Genomic DNA, 19,699 nt, shown 5'->3' on the forward strand with positions numbered 1-19,699 from the left:
CGCCTCGTCCACAGACCCCGACATACGGCCGCTTCGGCCGGCATACGGCTGCACATACGCGAAGACCCCGCTCTCAGCGTTTCCGCTGGTGACGGGGTCTTTGGGCACCTCATACAGGGTGCCCCCGGCAGGATTCGAACCTGCGCACACGGCTCCGGAGGCCGTTGCTCTATCCCCTGAGCTACGGGGGCCCGTCGGCGGCGATCGCGTTGATCGCGGCGACGGGTAGAACACTACCAGCTTCCGGGGGGTGGATCGGAACAGGGTTTGCCGGCGCGGGGGCGGGCGGAAAAGGGGGAAAGCCGGACGCAGGCGGAGGTGTGGGCCTACTCTCTGAGGTGTGCCTGGCATGTCCGGCCGGGTCCTTGTGGTGGACGACAGCAAGGTCATCCGGCAGCTGATCAGGGTCAACCTCGAACTCGAAGGCTTCGAGGTCATGACCGCGGCCGATGGTGCCGAGTGCCTGGAGATCGTGGAGCGGGTGCGCCCCGACGTGATCACGCTCGATGTGGTCATGCCACGGCTCGACGGCCTGCGGACCGCCGAGCGGCTGCGCGCCGACGAGCGGACGCGGGACATCCCGCTGGCGATCGTCAGCGCCTGCACGCGGGCCGAGCTGGGCGGCGAGCAGGCGCGGGCGGCCGGGGTGGACGCGTTCCTGGCCAAGCCGTTCGAGCCGATGGACCTGGTGCGGATGGTGCGGCGGCTGGCCGCCGGGAAGCAGGGGACGACCGAGCCGTGCGAGGCGGAGTCCGCCGTACGGCGGCCGGGCGGGGCCCGCGGCGCGGCGCGGCCGGTGTGAGGTGCGTGTCATCCCTCGGAACACGTTCGCGTACCCCCGCCCCCCCTCCCATACCCTTGACGCGTGACTCCCGCCCAGCTCTCGCGCACCGTGCTGCGCACCGTGCGCCGCGTGGCCGACGACGGTGTGCTGGGCGAGCTGTCCCCGGGCGCACTGGAGGCGCTGACGGGGCCGCGGGAGCGGATCACCGTGGGACGGCCGCCGCGGCCGGGGTGCGGGGACTACGCCACCAACGCCGCGTTGCGGCTCGCCGCCGTCACCGGACGGCCCGCCCGGAGCGTCGCCGAGGTCCTGCGGGAGCGGCTGGTGCGCGAGGAGGGGATCGCCGGGGTGGCGGTCGCCGGGCCCGGGTTCCTCAACATCACCGTGGCGGGCGCGGCCCGCGCGGACCTGGTGAGGGCCCTCGCGGCGGGGGACGGGGAGTCCCCGGTGGCGGAGCGCACCGACCCCGCGCGCGACGTCCGCAACTGGGCCGCCGCCACCGGCGAGGAGCCCGGTCCGCGGCACCTGGAGCAGCGCGAGGCCAACCCCCTCTTCCTGGTCCAGTACGCCCACGCCCGCGCCCGGGCGCTGCTGCGCGGCGCGCGCGGCCTCGGCTTCGGGCCCGAGGCCGGGGCGGACGGCTACGCGTACGACACCCCGGGCGAGCAGGCGCTGCTGGGGGGGCTCGCCGAGTACGAGCGGATCGCCGGCCTGGACGACTCCGGCCGGCTGGCCCGCCACCTGGAGGCGGTGGCCGACGCCCTCCTCGGCATACACGGTTCCGTGCTGCCCGCCGGGGAGCGGAAACCCCTGGCCGCCCACCGCGCCCGGCTGGCCCTCGCCCAGGCCGCCGGGACGGTGCTGGCCGGCGGCCTGTCCCGACTGGGCGTCACCGCACCCGCACATCTGTGATGGAGAACACGAAGCGACCATGAGCCGTTCCGCACACCCCGCCGGGCCCCGCCACGCCGACGTCCTCCCCGAGGGCCACTACACCCCGCCGCCCGCCGACCTCAACGCCCTCGACCCGCGCGTGTGGGCCCGCACCGTCGCCCGCGACGGGCGGGGCGTCACCACCGTCGGCGGGCTGGACGTCGTCGCGCTGGCCGAGGAGTTCGGCACCCCCGCCTACGTCCTGGACGAGGACGACTTCCGGGCCCGCTGCCGCGCCTGGCGCGACGCCTTCGGCGACGAGGCCGACGTGTTCTACGCCGGGAAGGCGTTCCTGTGCCGCGCCGTCGTGCGCTGGCTGACCGAGGAGGGCCTCAACCTCGACGTCTGCTCCGGCGGCGAGCTGGCCACCGCGCTGGCCGGCGGGATGCCCGCCGAGCGCATCGCGCTGCACGGCAACAACAAGTCCACCGCCGAGATCGAGCGGGCCGTCGAGGCCGGGGTCGGCCGGATCGTGCTCGACTCCTTCCAGGAGATCGCCCGCGTCGCGCACGTCGCCGAGCGGCTCGGCCGGCGCCAGCGCGTGCAGATCCGGGTGACGGTCGGCGTCGAGGCGCACACCCACGAGTTCATCGCCACCGCCCACGAGGACCAGAAGTTCGGGCTCGCGCTCGCCGACGGGCAGGCGGCCGAGGCGGTGCGCCGGGTGCTCAAGCTCGACAGCCTGGAGCTGGTGGGCATCCACTCCCACATCGGCTCGCAGATCTTCGACATGGCCGGCTTCGAGGTCGCCGCGCGCCGCGTGGTGCAGCTGCTGACCGAGATCCGCGACGAGCACGGCGTCGAGCTGCCCGAGATCGACCTCGGCGGCGGCCTGGGCATCGCCTACACCCCCGACGACGACCCGCGCGAGCCCCACGAGATCGCCAGGTCGCTGCACGAGATCGTCGCCCACGAGTGCCGGGCCGCCGGACTGGCAGTGCCGCGGCTGTCGGTCGAGCCGGGCCGGGCCATCGCCGGCCCGACGACCTTCACCCTCTACGAGGTCGGCACCGTCAAGGAGCTGCAGGGCCTGCGCACCTACGTCAGCGTGGACGGCGGCATGTCCGACAACATCCGCACCGCGCTGTACGACGCCGAGTACTCCGTCGCGCTCGTCTCCCGCGTCTCCGACGCCGCGCCGATGCTCTCGCGCGTGGTCGGCAAGCACTGCGAGAGCGGCGACATCGTGGTGCGCGACGCCTTCCTCCCCGCCGACCTGGCGCCCGGCGACCTGCTCGCCGTCCCGGCCACCGGCGCGTACTGCCGCTCCATGGCGAGCAACTACAACCACGCCCTGCGGCCGCCGGTGGTGGCGGTCTCGGGCGGGAAGGCCCGGGTGATCGTGCGGCGCGAGACGGAGGAGGACCTGCTCGGGCTGGACGTCGGCTGACGTCGGCCTGCGCCGGTCGGCGTCGGCCCGTGCCGTCCGGTGTCAGCCGACGCCGGCCGGCGCCGGACGGCCGGGAGCCCGGCCGTCCGGGAAGCGGCCCCCTCGGGGGCCATCTCAAAAACAGAGGATGACGTCTCGCATGCTGGATGAGGCGGGGAGCCCGCCCACTCGTACGTGAGACTTGAGTCCACAGGACTGTGAAGAAGCGAGGTCTGATGATGCGTACGCGTCCGCTGAAGGTGGCGCTGCTGGGCTGTGGGGTCGTCGGCTCAGAGGTGGCGCGCATCATGACGACGCACTCCGAGGACCTCGCCGCCCGGATCGGCGCCCCGGTCGAACTGGCCGGGGTCGCCGTCCGGCGCCCCGGGAGGGTCCGCGAGGGCATAGCGCCCGAACTGGTCACCACCGACGCCACCGCCCTGGTCAGCCGGGACGACGTCGACGTGGTCATCGAGGTCATCGGCGGCATCGAGCCGGCCCGCACCCTGATCACCACCGCCTTCGAGCACGGCGCCAGCGTCGTCACCGCCAACAAGGCGCTGCTCGCCGAGGACGGCCCGGCCCTCCACGAGGCCGCCGAGAAACACGGGGCGGACCTCTACTACGAGGCCGCCGCCGCCGCCGCGATCCCGCTGGTGCGCCCGCTGCGCGAGTCCCTGGCGGGCGACAAGGTCAACCGCGTCCTGGGCATCGTCAACGGCACCACCAACTTCATCCTCGACCGCATGGACTCCACCGGCGCCGGTTACTCCGAGGCGCTGGACGAGGCCACGGCCCTGGGGTACGCCGAGGCCGACCCGACCGCCGACGTCGAGGGCTTCGACGCCGCCGCCAAGGCCGCGATCCTGGCCGGGATCGCCTTCCACACCCGCGTCCGCCTGGACGACGTGCACCGCGAGGGCCTCACCGAGGTCACCGCCGCCGACATCGCCTCCGCGCGGCGCATGGGCTGCACGGTCAAGCTGCTGGCCATCTGCGAGCGGGCCGCCGACGGGCGGTCGGTCACCGCGCGCGTCCACCCGGCGATGATCCCGCTCACCCATCCGCTCGCCTCCGTCCGCGAGGCGTACAACGCGGTCTTCGTCGAGGCGGAGGCCGCCGGCCAGCTGATGTTCTACGGGCCCGGCGCCGGGGGCGCGCCCACCGCCTCGGCGGTCCTCGGCGACCTGGTCGCCGTCTGCCGCAACAAGCTCGCCGGCTCCCTGGGGCCGGGGGAGTCCGCCTACGCCCAGCTCCCCGTGAGCCCGATGGGCGAGGTGGTCACCCGCTACCACATCAGCCTGGACGTCGCCGACAAACCGGGCGTCCTCGCCCAGTGCGCCACCGTCTTCGCCGAGCACGGGGTCTCCATCGACACCGTGCGCCAGCAGGGCAAGGACGGCCCGGAGGACGGGGCGTCGCTGGTCGTCGTCACCCACCGCGCACCGGACGCCGCCCTGTCGGCGACCGTCGAGGCGCTGCGCAAACTGGACACCGTACGCGGCGTCGCGAGCATCATGCGGGTCGAAGGGGAATGAGAGAGATGACCGCCACCACCGCCAGCCCTGGCACCGACACTCCTCGCCTGTCCGGCACCCGCCAGTGGCGGGGCATCATCGAGGAGTACCGCGACCGGCTCCCGGTCACCGGCGACACGCCCGTCGTCACCCTGCGCGAGGGCGGCACCCCGCTCGTGCCCGCGCAGGTGCTCTCCGAGCGCACCGGCTGCGAGGTCCACCTCAAGGTCGAGGGCGCCAACCCCACCGGCTCCTTCAAGGACCGCGGGATGACGATGGCCATCAGCCGCGCCAAGGAGGAGGGCGCGCAGGCCGTCATCTGCGCCTCCACCGGCAACACCTCCGCCTCGGCCGCCGCCTACGCGGTGCGCGCCGGGATGGTCTGCGCCGTGCTGGTGCCGCAGGGCAAGATCGCGCTGGGCAAGATGGGCCAGGCGCTGGTGCACGGCGCCCGCATCCTCCAGGTCGACGGCAACTTCGACGACTGCCTCACCCTGGCCCGCGGCCTGTCCGACAACTACCCGGTGGCGCTGGTCAACTCGGTCAACCCGGTGCGGATCGAGGGCCAGAAGACCGCCGCCTTCGAGATCGTCGACATGCTCGGCGACGCCCCCGACATCCACGTCCTGCCGGTCGGCAACGCGGGCAACATCACCGCCTACTGGAGGGGCTACCGGGAGTACGCGGCCCCCGGCCCCGACGGCGGCGTCCACGCCTCCCGCACGCCGCGGATGTGGGGCTTCCAGGCGTCCGGCTCGGCGCCCATCGTGCGGGGCGAGCCGGTCAAGGACCCGCGCACCATCGCCACCGCCATCCGCATCGGCAACCCGGCCTCCTGGGAGCGCGCGGAGGCCGCCCGCGACGAGTCCGGCGGGCTCATCGACGAGGTGACGGACCGTCAGATCCTGGCCGCCTACCGGCTGCTGGCCGCGCAGGAGGGCGTCTTCGTCGAGCCGGCCTCGGCCGCCTCGGTCGCCGGCCTGCTGAAGGCCGCCGAGCAGGGGAAGGTCGACCCGGGGCAGCGGATCGTCTGCACCGTCACCGGCAACGGCCTGAAGGACCCGGACTGGGCGGTGCAGGGCGCTCCGCAGCCGATCGTCGTCCCGGTCGACGCGGGCGCCGCCGCCCAGCGCCTCGGCCTGGCGTGAGGGCGCGGCACGCGTGACGTCCGTGCCGGGGCGCGGCGCCCGAGGGCTGCCGCGCCCCGGCACGGGGGCGCATCATCAGCGCGCGACACGCATCGTGCGCCTCCCATACGCCCTGTACCGCCACCGAACCGTCCTTCGATAGGGTGGGAGTACGTCCCGACCTGTCGTACGGCATGTGCCAGAGGTCAGCGGACCGGTCCGGCTCTCAGCCGCGGTTCCCGGAGACGTCGCGTTGTGCGTCCTCGACCCGCACCAGACCGGCATCCGACCAGAATCCGACCGAGCGCCGAACCCCGACCCGATCCCGACCGAACCCCGAGTAGCCCCCGAGCAGCACAGTCCCGCAGTCCTCCAGGACAGCCACACCAAGGAGAGTCATCGAGCGATGGCCGGTCCCGCGTTCCGCGCCGCCGCCGTCCGGGTGCGCACCCCCGCCACCAGCGCAAACCTCGGTCCCGGCTTCGACGCCCTCGGTCTGGCCCTGGGCCTGTACGACGACGTCGTGGTCCGCGTCGCCGACTCCGGACTGCACATCGACATCGCGGGCGAGGGCGCCGACACCCTGCCCCGCGACGAGAGCCACCTGCTCGTACGCTCCCTGCGCACGGCCTTCGACCTGCTGGGCGGCCAGCCGCGCGGCCTGGAGGTCGTCTGCGCCAACCGCATCCCGCACGGCCGCGGCCTGGGCTCCTCCTCCGCCGCCATCTGCGCGGGCATCATCGCCGCCCGCGCGGTGACCACCGGTGGCGCCGAGAAGCTCGACGACACCGCCCTGCTGGAGCTGGCGACGGAGATAGAGGGGCACCCCGACAACGTGGCGGCCTGCCTGCTCGGCGGCTTCACCCTCGCCTGGACGGACGGCGGCGCGGCCCGGGCCGTCAGGATGGACCCGGCCCCCACCGTCGTCCCGGTGGTCTTCGTCCCCGACCGGCCGGTGCTCACCGAGACCGCCCGCGGACTGCTGCCCCGCACCGTCCCCCACGTGGACGCCGCCGCGAACGCCGGCCGCGCGGCGCTGCTCGTCGAGGCGCTGACCCGCCGCCCCGAACTGCTCCTGCCCGCCACCGAGGACCGGCTCCACCAGGAGTACCGCGCCCCCGCGATGGAGGAGAGCGTGGAGCTGGTGCACCGGCTGCGCGCCGACGGAGTGCCCGCGGTCATCTCCGGCGCGGGACCCACGGTGCTCGCGCTGGTGGACGACGGCACGGCCGACAAGGTCGCACGCCTCGCGGGCGACGGCTGGGCGGCCAACCGGCTGTCCCTCGACACGGCGGGAGCCGGTGTGCTGCCGCTGGCCGGCACGGGCCGGTGACACGAATGCGGGCCTCGGAGAGGGGGAATGTTTGTTGGGTCCGGTAGTGTTAACCTCAAGTCTGCACTCGCAGCCTCCTGGGACGACCCGAGGGCGGTGCGGTGCTCTCCGTGATCCCATGGGTACAGTCCCACACGGGACCACTCCTTCTTCCGGGAGCCTCCAGAACTGCCTGAGCAGCCTGCCGAGCAGTGTCGAGCTCGCTCCGGAACGGCGTGATTGACGCACGTCATCCCTTCACGCCACACCACGTATCGATTATGTACTGATTCCTCCGCCGTACATCCAGGCGGAACCACCGCCCCGGCCCGGTCGAGACGAAGACCGCAGCCGGACAGCACAACCGGTCGCCGAGCCAGACAGGCCGACGCCCGCTCCAGGGAAGGACCCTTCGTGAGCGATACCACCGATCTGATGGGCGTGGACGCCGCCGAAGCCGCCGCGCCCGCCACGGACGCTCCTGCCGCGCCCGCATCCGGTGCCGCCCCCAGGCGTCGCCGCTCCGGCACGGGCCTCGAGGGCATGGTTCTCGCCGAGCTTCAGCAGGTCGCCTCCGGCCTCGGCATCAAGGGCACGGCGCGGATGCGCAAGAGCCAGCTGATCGAGACCATCCGGGCCAAGCAGGCCGAGAACGGCTCGGGCTCCGCCCCCGCCGCCGCCGAGGCCCCGGCCGCCCCCGCCGAGAGCAAGCCGCGCCGCCGCGCGACCTCCAAGGCGCGTACGGGCGAGAGTGCCGAGAGCGCAGGTGAAGCCGCTCAGCAGCAGATCGACATCCCCGGCCAGCCCGTCAGCGACGAGCCCGCCGGCGAGCGCCGCCGCCGCGGCAAGGGCGACGGCAGGAGCGCCGAGACCCCGGCCGCCGCGGACGGCGACGACAGGTCCGCCGAGAACAGGGGCGACGGCGCCAAGGGCGCCGACGGCAAGCAGGACAAGGGCGGCGACCGCCAGGGCGGCAAGGGCCGCCAGCGCGACCGCCGCACCAAGGACGGCGGCCAGCAGCAGGGCCAGGACGGCGGCAGCCGCCAGGGCCGCGGCGACCGCGACAGCCGCGGTGACCGTGACAGCCGTGGTGACCGCGACAGTCGTGGTGACCGCGACGGCCGTGGTGACCGTGACAGTCGTGGTGACCGCGACGACGACTTCGAGGGCGGTCGCCGGGGCCGCCGGGGCCGTTACCGCGACCGCCGGGGCCGCCGGGGCCGCGACGACTTCGCCGCCGAGCCGCAGGTCTCCGAGGACGACGTCCTGATCCCGGTCGCCGGAATCCTGGACATCCTCGACAACTACGCGTTCGTGCGCACCTCCGGCTACCTGCCGGGCCCGAACGACGTGTACGTCTCCCTCGCCCAGGTCCGCAAGAACGGCCTGCGCAAGGGCGACCACGTCACCGGCGCGGTCCGCCAGCCGCGCGAGGGCGAGCGGCGCGAGAAGTTCAACGCGCTGGTCCGCCTGGACTCGGTCAACGGCATGTCGCCCGAGAACGGCAAGGGCCGCCCCGAGTTCGGCAAGCTCACCCCGCTGTACCCGCAGGAGCGGCTGCGGCTGGAGACCGAGCCGGGCCACCTCACCTCGCGGATCATCGACCTGGTCTCGCCCATCGGCAAGGGCCAGCGCGGTCTGATCGTGGCCCCGCCGAAGGCGGGCAAGACCACGGTCCTGCAGTCGATCGCCAACTCCATCACCCGCAACAACCCCGAGTGCCACCTGATGGTCGTGCTCGTGGACGAGCGGCCGGAGGAGGTCACCGACATGCAGCGGTCGGTCAAGGGCGAGGTCATCTCCTCGACCTTCGACCGCCCCGCCGAGGACCACACCACCATCGCCGAGCTGGCCATCGAGCGGGCCAAGCGGCTGGTGGAGCTCGGCCACGACGTGGTGGTGCTGCTGGACAACATCACCCGTCTGGGCCGCGCGTACAACCTGGCCGCCCCGGCGTCGGGCCGCATCCTGTCCGGCGGTGTCGACTCCACCGCGCTCTACCCGCCGAAGAAGTTCTTCGGCGCCGCGCGGAACATCGAGGACGGCGGCTCCCTGACGATCCTGGCCGCCGCGCTGGTCGAGACCGGCTCGCGGATGGACGAGGTGATCTTCGAGGAGTTCAAGGGCACCGGCAACATGGAGCTCAAGCTCGACCGGAAGCTCGCCGACAAGCGGATCTTCCCGGCGGTGGACGTCGACGCGTCCGGCACCCGCAAGGAGGAGATCCTGATGGGCGCCGACGAGCTGGGCATCGTCTGGAAGCTGCGGCGCGTCCTGCACGCGCTGGACCAGCAGCAGGCCATCGAGCTGCTGCTGGACAAGATGAAGCAGACGAAGTCGAACGCCGAGTTCCTGATGCAGATCCAGAAGACGACGCCGGCGCCGGGCAACGGCGACTGAGCGGAGTCCGGCGGATTCCGGTCCGGCGGGCGGAGCCCGCGGAGCACCACGGCGAGGGCCGTCCCACCACGCACGGTGGGGCGGCCCTCGCCGTGTGCCACCAGCCGTGCGCCGCCAGCCGTGTGCCACCAGCCGTGTGCCACCACCGCCGAGCCCCGCCGGGACCGCCGCCCGGAAGGAGGCGCGGAGTGATCGGGCCCGATCCGGGTACGCCGTCGCAGGAGAGGAGACCCCTCGCCGACCGTTGCCCGTCCGGCCGGATCCGTCCGGCGGCTTCCGGGACGTTGGCCGGCCTCTTCGCGGAGCCCCGGACGCAGCAGGGGGGACGCACGGCAGACGAGGAACGACATGGCGGACGACGACACCACCGGCGACGACAAGGGAAGCGGCAGGGCGGGGGAGCGCGAGAGCCCGCACCGGCGGCGCAGGGCGCTGTACGCCGCCGTCTGGGCCACGGTCGGCGCCCTGGTGCTGGCCGGGGGCGGGCTCGGGCTCGTCTACTTCAGGATCACCGACAACATCGCCGGCATCGACATCGACTCCGCCCTGGGCCCCGACCGGCCCGCGGACGTCCCCGACGGCTCGCTGGACATCCTCCTCCTCGGCTCCGACACCCGCTCCGGGAAGAACTCCCGCTACGGCCGCGACGACGGCACCGCCCGCTCCGACACCGCGATGATCGTGCACATCAACGAGGCGCACGACCGGGCCAGCGTCGTCTCCATCCCCCGCGACACCCTCGTCCAGCGGCCCGAGTGCGAGAAGACCGGCGGCGGCACGGCCCCCGCCGCGCGGCGGGCGATGTTCAACCAGGCGTACGAGGTCGGCGGCCCCGCCTGCGCCGTCAGGACGGTCGAGTCGATGACCGGCATCCGCATGGACCACTACGTCGAGCTCGACTTCACCGGCTTCAAGAAGGTGATCGACGAACTGGGCGGGGTGGAGGTCACCGTCAAGGAGCCGATCGAGGACGACGACAGCCGTCTGAGCCTGGAACCGGGCCGCCACACCCTGGACGGCGAGCAGGCCCTCGCCCTGGTCCGCACCCGCAAGAGCATCGGCAACGGCAGCGACCTGGGCCGCATAAAGCTCCAGCACGCCTTCGTCAGGGCGCTCGCCGACCGGGTCGGGAGCGTCGGGGTGTTCTCCGACCCCAAGAGGACCTACGACCTGCTCGACACCGTCACCTCCCACCTCACCACCGACTCCGCCCTGGCCTCGGCCGCCGATCTGGCCGGCCTGGCCAGGACCGTGGAGCACATCGACCCGGAGGACATCGAGATGGTCACCCTGCCGGTGCGCTACTCCTCCGCCGACCCCAACCGGGTGGTGCCGATCGGGGTGCAGACGGAGCGGATCTGGGACGCGCTCAAGGCGGACCGGCCGATCCCCGACTCCGTCACCAAGGGGTCGGCGGCCGAGGACGTCCGGAAGGGCGCCGGGGCGGTCGAGGCCGCGGAATAACCTCCGCCGCCCCCTGGTTTTGGGAGGTGCGGCCAGTAGTGGCAGACTGGTGCGTCGGTCCCGGTTCACGCGCAGGCAGCCACCCTCGCCGCCCGCCATCGGGCGCGAGGAGCCGGTGCGACCCGGAACCCTCCCGATACCTAGGAGAGACCTTGAAGCGCGACATCCACCCGGAGTACGTGGAGACCCAGGTCAGCTGCACCTGCGGGAACTCCTTCACCACCCGTAGCACCGTCACCGAGGGCGCCATCCGCGCCGACGTGTGCTCCGCGTGCCACCCGTTCTACACGGGCAAGCAGAAGATCCTCGACACCGGTGGCCGCGTGGCCCGCTTCGAGGCCCGCTTCGGCAAGAACGCCGGGTCGAGGAACAAGAAGTAGCGACCCCGAACGCCGGTCCTCGGCCGTCCCGTCCAGGACGGCCGGACCGGCGTTTTGCCGTCCCGGCAGCCCCCTCCCCACACGAAGGACTCAACGATGTTCGAGGCGGTCGAGGAACTGATCGGTGAGCACGCCGACCTCGAGAAGCGGCTCGCCGATCCCGCCGTCCACGCCGACCAGGCCAACGCCCGCAGGCTCAACAAGCGCTACGCCGAGCTGACCCCGATCGTGGGCGCGTACCACGCCTGGAGGCGCACCGGCGACGACATCGCCACGGCCCGGGAGCTGGCCGCCGACGACCCGGACTTCGCCGCCGAGGTCAAGGAGCTGGAGACCCAGCGCGAGGAGCTCACCGAGCGGCTGCGGCTGCTGCTGGTCCCGCGCGACCCCAGCGACGACAAGGACGTCATCCTGGAGATCAAGGCGGGCGAGGGCGGCGAGGAGTCCGCGCTGTTCGCCGGCGACCTGCTGCGCATGTACCTGCGCTACGCCGAGCGGCAGGGCTGGAAGACCGAGGTCATCGACGCCAACGAGTCCGACCTCGGCGGCTACAAGGACGTCCGGGTCGCGGTGAAGGCCAAGGGCAACGCGGAGCCCGGCCAGGGCGTGTGGGCCCGGCTGAAGTACGAGGGCGGCGTCCACCGGGTCCAGCGGGTGCCCGCCACCGAGTCCCAGGGCCGCATCCACACCTCCGCCGCCGGCGTGCTCGTCCTCCCCGAGGCCGAGGAGGTCGACGTGGAGATCAACCCGAACGACCTGCGGATCGACGTCTACCGCTCCTCCGGGCCCGGCGGCCAGTCCGTGAACACCACCGACTCCGCCGTGCGCATCACCCACGTGCCCACCGGCATCGTCGTCTCCTGCCAGAACGAGAAGAGCCAGCTGCAGAACAAGGAGCAGGCGCTGCGCATCCTGCGCGCCCGGCTGCTGGCGGTGGCCCAGGAGGAGGCGGAGAAGGAGGCGTCGGACGCGCGCCGCAGCCAGGTGCGTACGGTGGACCGGTCGGAGCGCATCCGCACCTACAACTTCCCGGAGAACCGGATCTCGGACCACCGGGTGGGATTCAAGGCGTACAACCTGGACCAGGTGCTGGACGGCGACCTGGGCGCGGTGATCCAGGCGTGCGTGGACGCCGACTCCGCGGCCAAGCTGGCCGCGGCGCAGTAACCGCACGGCGCCCCGCCCCGGGGCGCGCAGCGACGGGTGGAGGACGAGGAACGTGAACGTACTGCTCGCCGAGGTGGCCCAGGCCACCCAGCGGCTCGCCGACGCCGGAGTGCCCTCCCCGCGCTTCGACGCGGAGGAGCTGGCGGCGTACGTGCACGGCGTCAGGCGCGGGGAGCTGCACCGCGTCGCCGACGCCGACTTCGACGCCCGCTACTGGGAGGCCGTCGCACGCCGCGAGGCCCGCGAGCCGCTCCAGCACATCACCGGCCGCGCCTTCTTCCGCTACCTCGAACTCCAGGTGGGCCCGGGGGTGTTCGTGCCGCGCCCCGAGACCGAGTCCGTGGTCGGCTGGGCGATAGACGCCGTGCGCGCCATGGACGTCGCCGAGCCCCTGATCGTCGACCTGTGCACCGGCTCCGGAGCCATCGCGCTCGCGCTCGCCCAGGAGGTGCCCCGCTCGCGCGTGCACGCCGTCGAGCTGGACGAGGGCGCCCTGGAGTGGGCCCGGAAGAACACCGAGGGCTCCCGCGTCGCCCTCCACCACGGCGACGCCCTGACCGCCCTCCCCGAGCTGGACGGCCAGGTCGACCTCGTCATCTCCAACCCGCCCTACATCCCGCTCACCGAGTGGGAGTACGTCGCCCCCGAGGCGCGCGACCACGACCCGCAGATGGCGCTGTTCTCCGGCGAGGACGGACTGGACGTCATCCGCGGCATCGAGCGCACCGCGCACCGGCTGCTCCGCCCCGGCGGCCTGGTCGTCATCGAGCACGCCGACACCCAGGGCGGCCAGGTCCCCTGGATCTTCACCGAGGACCGCGGCTGGGCGGACGCCGCGGACCACCCCGATCTCAACAACCGGCCCCGTTTTGCCACAGCCCGCAGGGAGGTGCCGTAAATGGCACGGCGTTACGACTGCTCCGACGCGACCGACCGCGCGACCGGCCTGCGCGAGGCAGCCTCGGCGGTCCGCCGCGGCGAACTCGTCGTGCTGCCCACGGACACGGTCTACGGCATCGGCGCCGACGCCTTCACCCCGGAGGCCGTCGGCGATCTGCTGGAGGCCAAGGGACGCGGGCGCGGCATGCCCTCGCCCGTCCTGATCGGCTCCCCCAACACCCTCCACGGCCTGGTCACCGACTTCTCCGAGCGGGCCTGGGAACTGGTGGACGCCTTCTGGCCCGGCGCGCTCACCCTCGTCGCCCGCCACCAGCCCTCGCTGACCTGGGACCTGGGCGAGACCCACGGCACGGTCGCGGTCCGCATGCCGCTGCACCCGGTGGCGATCGAGCTGCTGACCGAGACCGGCCCGATGGCCGTCTCCTCGGCCAACCTCACCGGCCACCCCGCCCCGCAGGACTGCGACGCCGCCCAGGAGATGCTGGGCGACTCCGTCGCCGTCTACCTCGACGGCGGCCCCACCTCGGACTCGGTGCCCTCCTCGATCGTCGACGTCACCGGCCCGGTGCCCAGGCTGCTGCGCGCGGGCGCGATCAGCGCGGAGGAGCTGCGCAAGGTCGTACCCGACCTCGAGGTCGCCAGTTGACTCCGCCCGACGGGGCGCCCGAGGAGCATGGCATACCGGTCTTCCGCATCCTCCACGTCTCCACCGGCAACGTCTGCCGCTCCCCGATCACCGAGCGGCTGACCAGGCACGCCCTGGTGGACCGGCTCGGCGACGACCGGGCCGGCGGACTGGTCGTGGAGAGCGCGGGGACGTGGGGGCACGAGGGCGCGCCGATGGAGGAGCACGCCGCCGAGGTCCTGCTGGAGTACGGCGCGGACCCGTCCGGCTTCACCGGCCGCGAGCTGCTGGACGAGCACGTCATCCGCGCCGACCTGGTGCTGACCGCGACCCGCGACCACCGGGCGCAGGTGATCTCCATGGGGCACTCGGCGGGGCTGCGCACCTTCACGCTCAAGGAGTTCACCCGCCTGGTGCGGGCCATCGACCCCGCCACCCTGCCGGACGCCGACTCCGACGGCGGGGTGGTCGAGCGCGCCCGGGCCCTGGTGCGGGCCGCCGCGGCGCTGCGCGGCTGGCTGCTGGCGCCCAGCGCGGAGGCGGACGAGGTGTACGACCCCTACGGCGCGCCCATCACGTACTTCCGCAGCGTCGGCGAGGAGATCAGCGCGGCCCTCGACCCGGTGGTCACGGCCCTGACGGGAGTTCCGGCGCGGACGTGAGGACGGGCCGGACGGCGCCGGGGACGGGCCGGGGGAAGGCGGGCGGCGGAGGCGGTGCGCAACCGTCCGTGCCGGACCGTTGTCTAAGGTGTGGTGTTCCGGGTGTGAGCCCGGGAAGCCTGCGAGAGTTCTGGGGAATCCGTGCGTGAATACCTGCTGACGCTGTGCGTCACGGCCGCGGTCACCTACCTCCTCACCGGGCCGGTGCGGAAGTTCGCGATCGCGGCGGGCGCGATGCCCGAGATCCGGGCCCGCGACGTGCACCGCGAACCGACGCCCCGGCTCGGCGGCATCGCCATGTTCGGCGGGCTGTGCGCGGGTCTGCTGGTGGCCTCCCAGCTCACCAACGTCGGCGACGTCTTCAGGCTCTCGGACGAGCCCCGCGCGCTGCTGGCCGGCGCCGGCCTCATCTGGCTGCTGGGCGTGCTGGACGACAAGTGGGGCGTGGACGCGCTGGTCAAGCTCGGCGGCCAGATGATCGCCGCCGGCGTGATGGTCTGGCAGGGCCTGACCATCCTGTGGCTGCCGGTGCCGGGCGTGGGCAACGTCGCCGTCACCCCCCTCCAGGGCACGCTGCTGACCGTCGCGCTGGTCGTCGTCACCATCAACGCGGTCAACTTCGTGGACGGTCTGGACGGCCTCGCCTCCGGCATGGTCGCCATCGCCTCCGCGGCGTTCTTCGTCTACGCCTACCGGATGTGGTACGGCCACGGCATCGAGGGCGCCGCGCCCGCCACCCTCTTCGTCGCGGTCCTCATGGGCATGTGCCTGGGGTTCCTGCCGCACAACATGCACCCCGCGCGGATCTTCATGGGGGACTCGGGATCGATGCTCATCGGGCTGGTGCTGGCCGCCGGCGCCGTGTCCATCACCGGTCAGATCGACCCGGACCGGATCACCGAGTCCGAGGGCTCCATCCGCTCGGGCGTGTACGCGATGGTGCCGGTCTACATGCCGGTGCTGCTGCCCCTGACGGTCATCGCGGTGCCGATCGCCGACCTGGTGCTGGCGGTCGTACGGCGCACCTGGCGGGGCCAGTCGCCGTTCGCCGCCGACCGCGGCCACCTGCACCACCGGCTGCTGGAGATCGGCCACTCCCACAGCCGCGCCGTCCTGATCATGTACTTCTGGTCGGCGCTGATCGCCTTCGGCGCGGTGGCCTTCTCGGTGCGCTCCTCCAGCCTGGTGATCGTGCTCGCCATCGTGCTGCTGAGCGCGGTGGGGCTGGTGATCCTGCTGCTGCCGCGGTTCACCCCGAGGGTGCCGCGCTGGGCGCAGCGGCTCGTTCCGCCGCGCTACCGGATCCGGCCGAAGCCCGCGGAAGGACCGGAGGGGTCGGAGAGGTTGGAGGGACCGGAGGAGGCGGAGGGGGCGCCGGCCGAGGAGACCGGGGGGAGGCCGGGAGCGGACCCGGAGGACTCACGGGAGCCGGCGGCGCGGAAGCCCGGCGGGGCGACCTCGCTGCGGGAGCGCGACCGCCTCGCGCGGCACGGGGCCGACAGCCGCTCGTGAGCCCCGCGCATAGCAGCCTTCCCGGCGGGCGTCAGCACGACGCCACACGGACTACCCCGGTCGTGTGAGAGTTCGCACACGATGTAGGTAAAGACCTCATCAAATAGTTTGTGATACCGTTCACGAGAACCCGGTACCCATCCTGAAGGACCGTAGTGCGGCGGTCCTGCGGGCGAGGCCTTCCTCCTCGAGCGCCGGGGATACGCTCGTCAGCGACGACAAGACGCCCCCGACATCTCGGAGCCTTCCCCATGCAGTCGAACGACGTTCGCATGCTGCTGCGCTGCGCCGTACCGACCGCCGCCGCCGGTGCGGTGGCCGCAGTCGCGGGCGGCGTGCTCGCCGGCGGCAAGGGTGTGATCGGCGCGGCGTTCGGAGCGGTCATCGTGATCCTCTTCATGGGGATCGGCCTCACCGTGCTGCAGTGGGTCGCCAAGTCCTACCCGTACCTGTTCCAGGCCATGGGCCTGATGCTCTACACGACGCAGATCCTGCTGCTCGCGGTTCTGCTCGCGGTCTTCAAGAACACCACGCTGTTCGACACCAAGGCGTTCGCCTTCTCCCTGCTCGGAACCACCCTGGTGTGGATCGCCGCCCAGGCCCGCGCCCACATGAAGGCCAAGATCCTGTACGTGGAGCCCGAGCCGTCCACCGGGAGCGGGCCCGCGGCCCAGGGGTCCAAGCCGTGACGCGTAGGGCCGGGATAAAGAGGCGTTCGAACTCCTGCTATCGTCCGGTGCCAACTGCGGTATCGCAGGCGCGGGTGGCTGAATCCGCTGGTTCGTCCACAGGTTTCCCGGGACGGAAGCGGCAGCCAGCGCAGCCCACCAGCCGCCCCCACATTCGCAAGTCCAGTCCAGTGCCGTTCCGTGGCCGTGCGCCGCGCCGACACATCGAGGTTGCCGTACCCATGCGCCATGTTGAAGGAGCCCGCGGTGAGTTCTGACCAGATGCTCGCCTTCGAGGTCGACTGCCACATCTTCGACGGGTGCGGCTTTCCTGCTCCGGGCCTGCACTCGTTCATCTTCGAGCCGATGTTCACGATCGGCGGGTTCGAGTTCAACAAGCCGATCCTGCTGGCGCTGCTGAGCACGGTCGTGGTGGTCGGCTTCTTCTGGGCCGCCTTCAACAAGCCGAAGCTGGTGCCCGGCAAGCTGCAGATGGTCGGCGAGGCCGGCTACGACTTCGTGCGCCGCGGCATCGTCTACGAGACGCTCGGCAAGCGCGACGGCGAGAAGTTCGTGCCCTTCATGGTGGCGCTGTTCTTCTTCATCTGGATCATGAACCTCTGGTCCATCGTCCCGCTGGCCCAGTTCCCGGTGACCTCGATCATCGCCTTCCCGGCGGGCATGGCCCTGATCGTCTACGTCACGTGGATGTTCCTGACCTTCAAGAAGCACGGCTTCGGCGGCGGCTTCAAGAACATCACGGGCTACGACAAGTCGCTCGGCGCGGTGCTTCCCCTGGTCGTCGTGATCGAGTTCTTCTCGAACACGCTGGTCCGCCCGTTCACGCACGCGGTGCGACTCTTCGCCAACATGTTCGCCGGCCACCTGCTGCTGGTCATGTTCACCATCGCGAGCTGGTACCTGCTGAACGGCATCGGCATCGCCTACGCCGGCGTCTCGTTCGTCATGGTGATCGTCCTCACCGCGTTCGAGCTCTTCATCCAGGCCGTCCAGGCGTACGTCTTCGTCCTCCTGGCCGCCAACTACGTGCAGGGCGCGCTCGCCGAGCACCACTGAGCCCCCCGCCTCCCCATCCCCTGGCTGTCCGGTGGCCAACCCCCACCGGTTCATGAAGAAGAAGGAAGATACGGCATGTCCGACCTTGCGAACCTCGCCGCTGTCACCGGTTCCCTCGGCTCGATCGGCTACGGCCTGGCCGCGATCGGTCCCGGCGTGGGCATCGGCATCATCTTCGGCAACGGCACCCAGGCCCTGGCCCGCCAGCCCGAGGCCGCCGGTCTGATCCGTGCCAACCAGATCCTCGGCTTCGCCTTCTGTGAGGCCCTGGCCCTGATCGGCATCGTCATGCCGTTCGTGTTCGGTCAGTGAGCACGGCCCACTGACAGCCTCTTTCGACGAAAGGCACTGATGTGAACGCCCTGGTACAGCTGGCGGCGGAGGAGCCTCAGAATCCTCTGATCCCGCCGATCCCAGAGCTCGTCATCGGCCTGATCGCGTTCGCCATCGTCTTCTGGTTCCTCGCCAAGAAGCTCCTCCCGAACATCAACAGGGTTCTGGACGAGCGGCGGGAGGCCATCGAGGGCGGCATCGAGAAGGCCGAGGCGGCCCAGCTCGAGGCGCAGCAGACCCTCGAGCAGTACAAGGCCCAGCTCGCCGAGGCCCGTCACGAGGCCGCGCGCCTGCGCCAGGAGGCGCAGGAGCAGGGCGCCGTGCTCATCGCGGAGATGCGCGCGGAGGGCCAGCGGCAGCGTGAGGAGATCATCGCCGCCGGTCACGCCCAGATCGAGGCCGACCGCCGGCAGGCCGCGCAGGCGCTGCGCCAGGACGTGGGCAAGCTCGCCACCGACCTGGCCGGCAAGCTGGTCGGCGAGTCCCTCGAGGACGTCGCCCGGCAGAGCCGCACGATCGACCGCTTCCTCGACGAGCTCGAGACGAAGGCGGCCTCCGCCGAAACCGGAGCCGCCCGATGAACGGAGCGAGCCGCGAGGCGCTGGCCGCAGCCCGGGAGCGACTGGACGCGCTGACGGACTCCACGTCCGTCGACGCGGCCCGGCTCGCCGACGAGCTGGCCGCGGTCACCGCGCTGCTCGACCGCGAGGTGTCGCTGCGTCGGGTCCTCACCGACCCGGCGCGGTCCGGCGAGGCCAAGGCCGAGCTGGCCGGCAGCCTGCTGCGCGGCCAGGTGGGCGGCGAGGCCGTCGACCTGGTCTCCGGCATGGTCCGCTCCCGCTGGTCGCGCTCGCGCGACCTGGTGGACGCGGTCGAGCAGCTGGCCGACGTGGCCGACCTCACCGCCGCCGAGCGCGACGGCAGCCTGGACGACGTCGAGGACGAGCTGTTCCGGTTCTCCCGGACGGTCGCCTCCTCGCCCGAGCTGCGCGCGGCTCTGGGCGGCAAGGTCTCCGACGGCGCCCTGAAGGCCGCCAAGACCGAGCTGCTGCGCCGGCTGCTCGGGGGCCGGGCCAGGCCCGCCACCGAGCGACTGGTCGTCCGCCTGGTGCGCCAGCCGCGTGGCCGTAGTCTTGAAGGGGGCCTGGAGGCCCTCTCCAGGCTGGCGGCCGAGCGCCGGAACCGCTCGGTGGCGGTGGTCACCACCGCCGTACCGCTCAGCGACCACCAGAAGCAGCGCCTGGGCGCCGCGCTGGCGAAGCTGTACGGGCGCGCGGTGCACCTCAACCTCGACGTGGACCCCGGGGTCCTCGGCGGGATCAGGGTGCGGATCGGCGACGAGGTCATCGACGGCACCGTCTCCGAGCGCCTCGAAGCGGCGACCCGGCGGATGGCGGGCTGACCCGGCGGCCGGCGGACGCAAGGCCGTAGGCACCACACCAACTCAAGAAGCAGTACTGGCGGCCCGA

19 protein-coding genes and 1 tRNA gene are annotated in these 19,699 nt (G+C 72.4%); 19 read left to right on the plus strand and 1 reads right to left on the minus strand.

The genetic code is table 11. The features are described 5' to 3' along the window. Window positions 1-119: 119 nt before the first annotated feature. Window positions 120-191: transfer RNA gene (locus tag QC029_RS18015), tRNA-Arg, on the minus strand. A gap of 158 nt (window positions 192-349) precedes the next feature. Here QC029_RS18015 and QC029_RS18020 point away from each other — a divergent pair. The 19 genes from QC029_RS18020 (at window position 350) to QC029_RS18110 (ending at window position 19,632) form a co-directional block, all read left to right on the plus strand. Then, window positions 350-802 (plus strand): response regulator, encoded by a 453-nt coding sequence (locus QC029_RS18020; protein WP_279556714.1) that lies wholly within the window; start codon window positions 350-352, stop codon window positions 800-802. 63 nt (window positions 803-865) lie between these two features. Next, on the plus strand, window positions 866-1,696 hold the full coding sequence (locus QC029_RS18025; protein WP_279556715.1) for a DALR anticodon-binding domain-containing protein: 831 nt from the start codon (window positions 866-868) through the stop codon (window positions 1,694-1,696). Window positions 1,697-1,715: 19 nt separating this feature from the next. Then, window positions 1,716-3,107, plus strand: a complete 1,392-nt coding sequence (gene lysA, locus QC029_RS18030; RefSeq protein WP_279556716.1) for a diaminopimelate decarboxylase — start codon at window positions 1,716-1,718, stop codon at window positions 3,105-3,107. 218 nt (window positions 3,108-3,325) lie between these two features. After that, window positions 3,326-4,624: a homoserine dehydrogenase gene (locus QC029_RS18035; protein WP_279556744.1), complete on the plus strand. Its 1,299-nt coding sequence runs from the start codon at window positions 3,326-3,328 to the stop codon at window positions 4,622-4,624. Window positions 4,625-4,629: 5 nt separating this feature from the next. Beyond that, entirely contained in the window at window positions 4,630-5,751 is a 1,122-nt protein-coding gene (thrC, locus tag QC029_RS18040) for a threonine synthase (RefSeq protein ID WP_279556717.1), read from the plus strand. Window positions 5,752-6,136: 385 nt separating this feature from the next. Next, the gene (gene thrB / locus QC029_RS18045; RefSeq protein ID WP_279556718.1) at window positions 6,137-7,063 is read left to right on the plus strand and encodes a homoserine kinase; all 927 of its coding nucleotides are present in this window, start codon (window positions 6,137-6,139) and stop codon (window positions 7,061-7,063) included. A 393-nt stretch (window positions 7,064-7,456) separates the two neighbouring features. Next, window positions 7,457-9,442: a transcription termination factor Rho gene (gene rho, locus QC029_RS18050; RefSeq protein WP_279556719.1), complete on the plus strand. Its 1,986-nt coding sequence runs from the start codon at window positions 7,457-7,459 to the stop codon at window positions 9,440-9,442. A gap of 348 nt (window positions 9,443-9,790) precedes the next feature. Beyond that, window positions 9,791-10,906, plus strand: coding sequence for an LCP family protein (locus QC029_RS18055; protein WP_279556720.1), 1,116 nt, complete (start codon window positions 9,791-9,793; stop codon window positions 10,904-10,906). 152 nt (window positions 10,907-11,058) lie between these two features. Further along, window positions 11,059-11,286 carry a 50S ribosomal protein L31 gene (gene rpmE, locus QC029_RS18060; RefSeq protein ID WP_093847685.1) on the plus strand — a complete coding sequence of 76 codons (228 nt, stop codon included), beginning with the start codon at window positions 11,059-11,061 and terminating at the stop codon, window positions 11,284-11,286. Between the two features lie 96 nt (window positions 11,287-11,382). Further along, window positions 11,383-12,453 (plus strand): peptide chain release factor 1, encoded by a 1,071-nt coding sequence (prfA, locus tag QC029_RS18065; protein WP_279556721.1) that lies wholly within the window; start codon window positions 11,383-11,385, stop codon window positions 12,451-12,453. A 52-nt stretch (window positions 12,454-12,505) separates the two neighbouring features. Further along, window positions 12,506-13,351, plus strand: coding sequence for a peptide chain release factor N(5)-glutamine methyltransferase (gene prmC, locus QC029_RS18070; protein WP_279556722.1), 846 nt, complete (start codon window positions 12,506-12,508; stop codon window positions 13,349-13,351). After that, entirely contained in the window at window positions 13,352-13,999 is a 648-nt protein-coding gene (locus QC029_RS18075; RefSeq protein WP_279556723.1) for an L-threonylcarbamoyladenylate synthase, read from the plus strand. After that, a complete protein-coding gene (locus QC029_RS18080; RefSeq protein ID WP_279556724.1) occupies window positions 13,996-14,640 on the plus strand; it encodes a protein-tyrosine-phosphatase in 645 nt (214 codons plus the stop codon). Before QC029_RS18075 ends, QC029_RS18080 begins: the two co-directional genes overlap by 4 nt. 141 nt (window positions 14,641-14,781) lie before the next feature. Continuing rightward, a complete protein-coding gene (locus QC029_RS18085) occupies window positions 14,782-16,152 on the plus strand; it encodes an MraY family glycosyltransferase (RefSeq protein WP_279556725.1) in 1,371 nt (456 codons plus the stop codon). Between the two features lie 251 nt (window positions 16,153-16,403). Then, entirely contained in the window at window positions 16,404-16,841 is a 438-nt protein-coding gene (locus tag QC029_RS18090) for a hypothetical protein (protein ID WP_279556726.1), read from the plus strand. 246 nt (window positions 16,842-17,087) lie between these two features. Further along, window positions 17,088-17,897: a F0F1 ATP synthase subunit A gene (atpB, locus tag QC029_RS18095; protein WP_279556727.1), complete on the plus strand. Its 810-nt coding sequence runs from the start codon at window positions 17,088-17,090 to the stop codon at window positions 17,895-17,897. A 75-nt stretch (window positions 17,898-17,972) separates the two neighbouring features. Next, window positions 17,973-18,209, plus strand: a complete 237-nt coding sequence (gene atpE, locus QC029_RS18100; RefSeq protein WP_093661941.1) for an ATP synthase F0 subunit C — start codon at window positions 17,973-17,975, stop codon at window positions 18,207-18,209. A gap of 41 nt (window positions 18,210-18,250) precedes the next feature. Continuing rightward, window positions 18,251-18,811: a F0F1 ATP synthase subunit B gene (locus QC029_RS18105; RefSeq protein ID WP_279556728.1), complete on the plus strand. Its 561-nt coding sequence runs from the start codon at window positions 18,251-18,253 to the stop codon at window positions 18,809-18,811. Next, complete coding sequence (locus QC029_RS18110) at window positions 18,808-19,632, plus strand: F0F1 ATP synthase subunit delta (RefSeq protein ID WP_279556729.1); 825 nt, start codon at window positions 18,808-18,810, stop codon at window positions 19,630-19,632. Before QC029_RS18105 ends, QC029_RS18110 begins: the two co-directional genes overlap by 4 nt. The last annotated feature ends 67 nt before the right edge of the window (window positions 19,633-19,699 follow it).

The organism is Streptomyces sp. DH37, from assembly GCF_029813835.1.
In the GTDB taxonomy this organism is placed as follows: Bacteria; Actinomycetota; Actinomycetes; order Streptomycetales; family Streptomycetaceae; genus Streptomyces.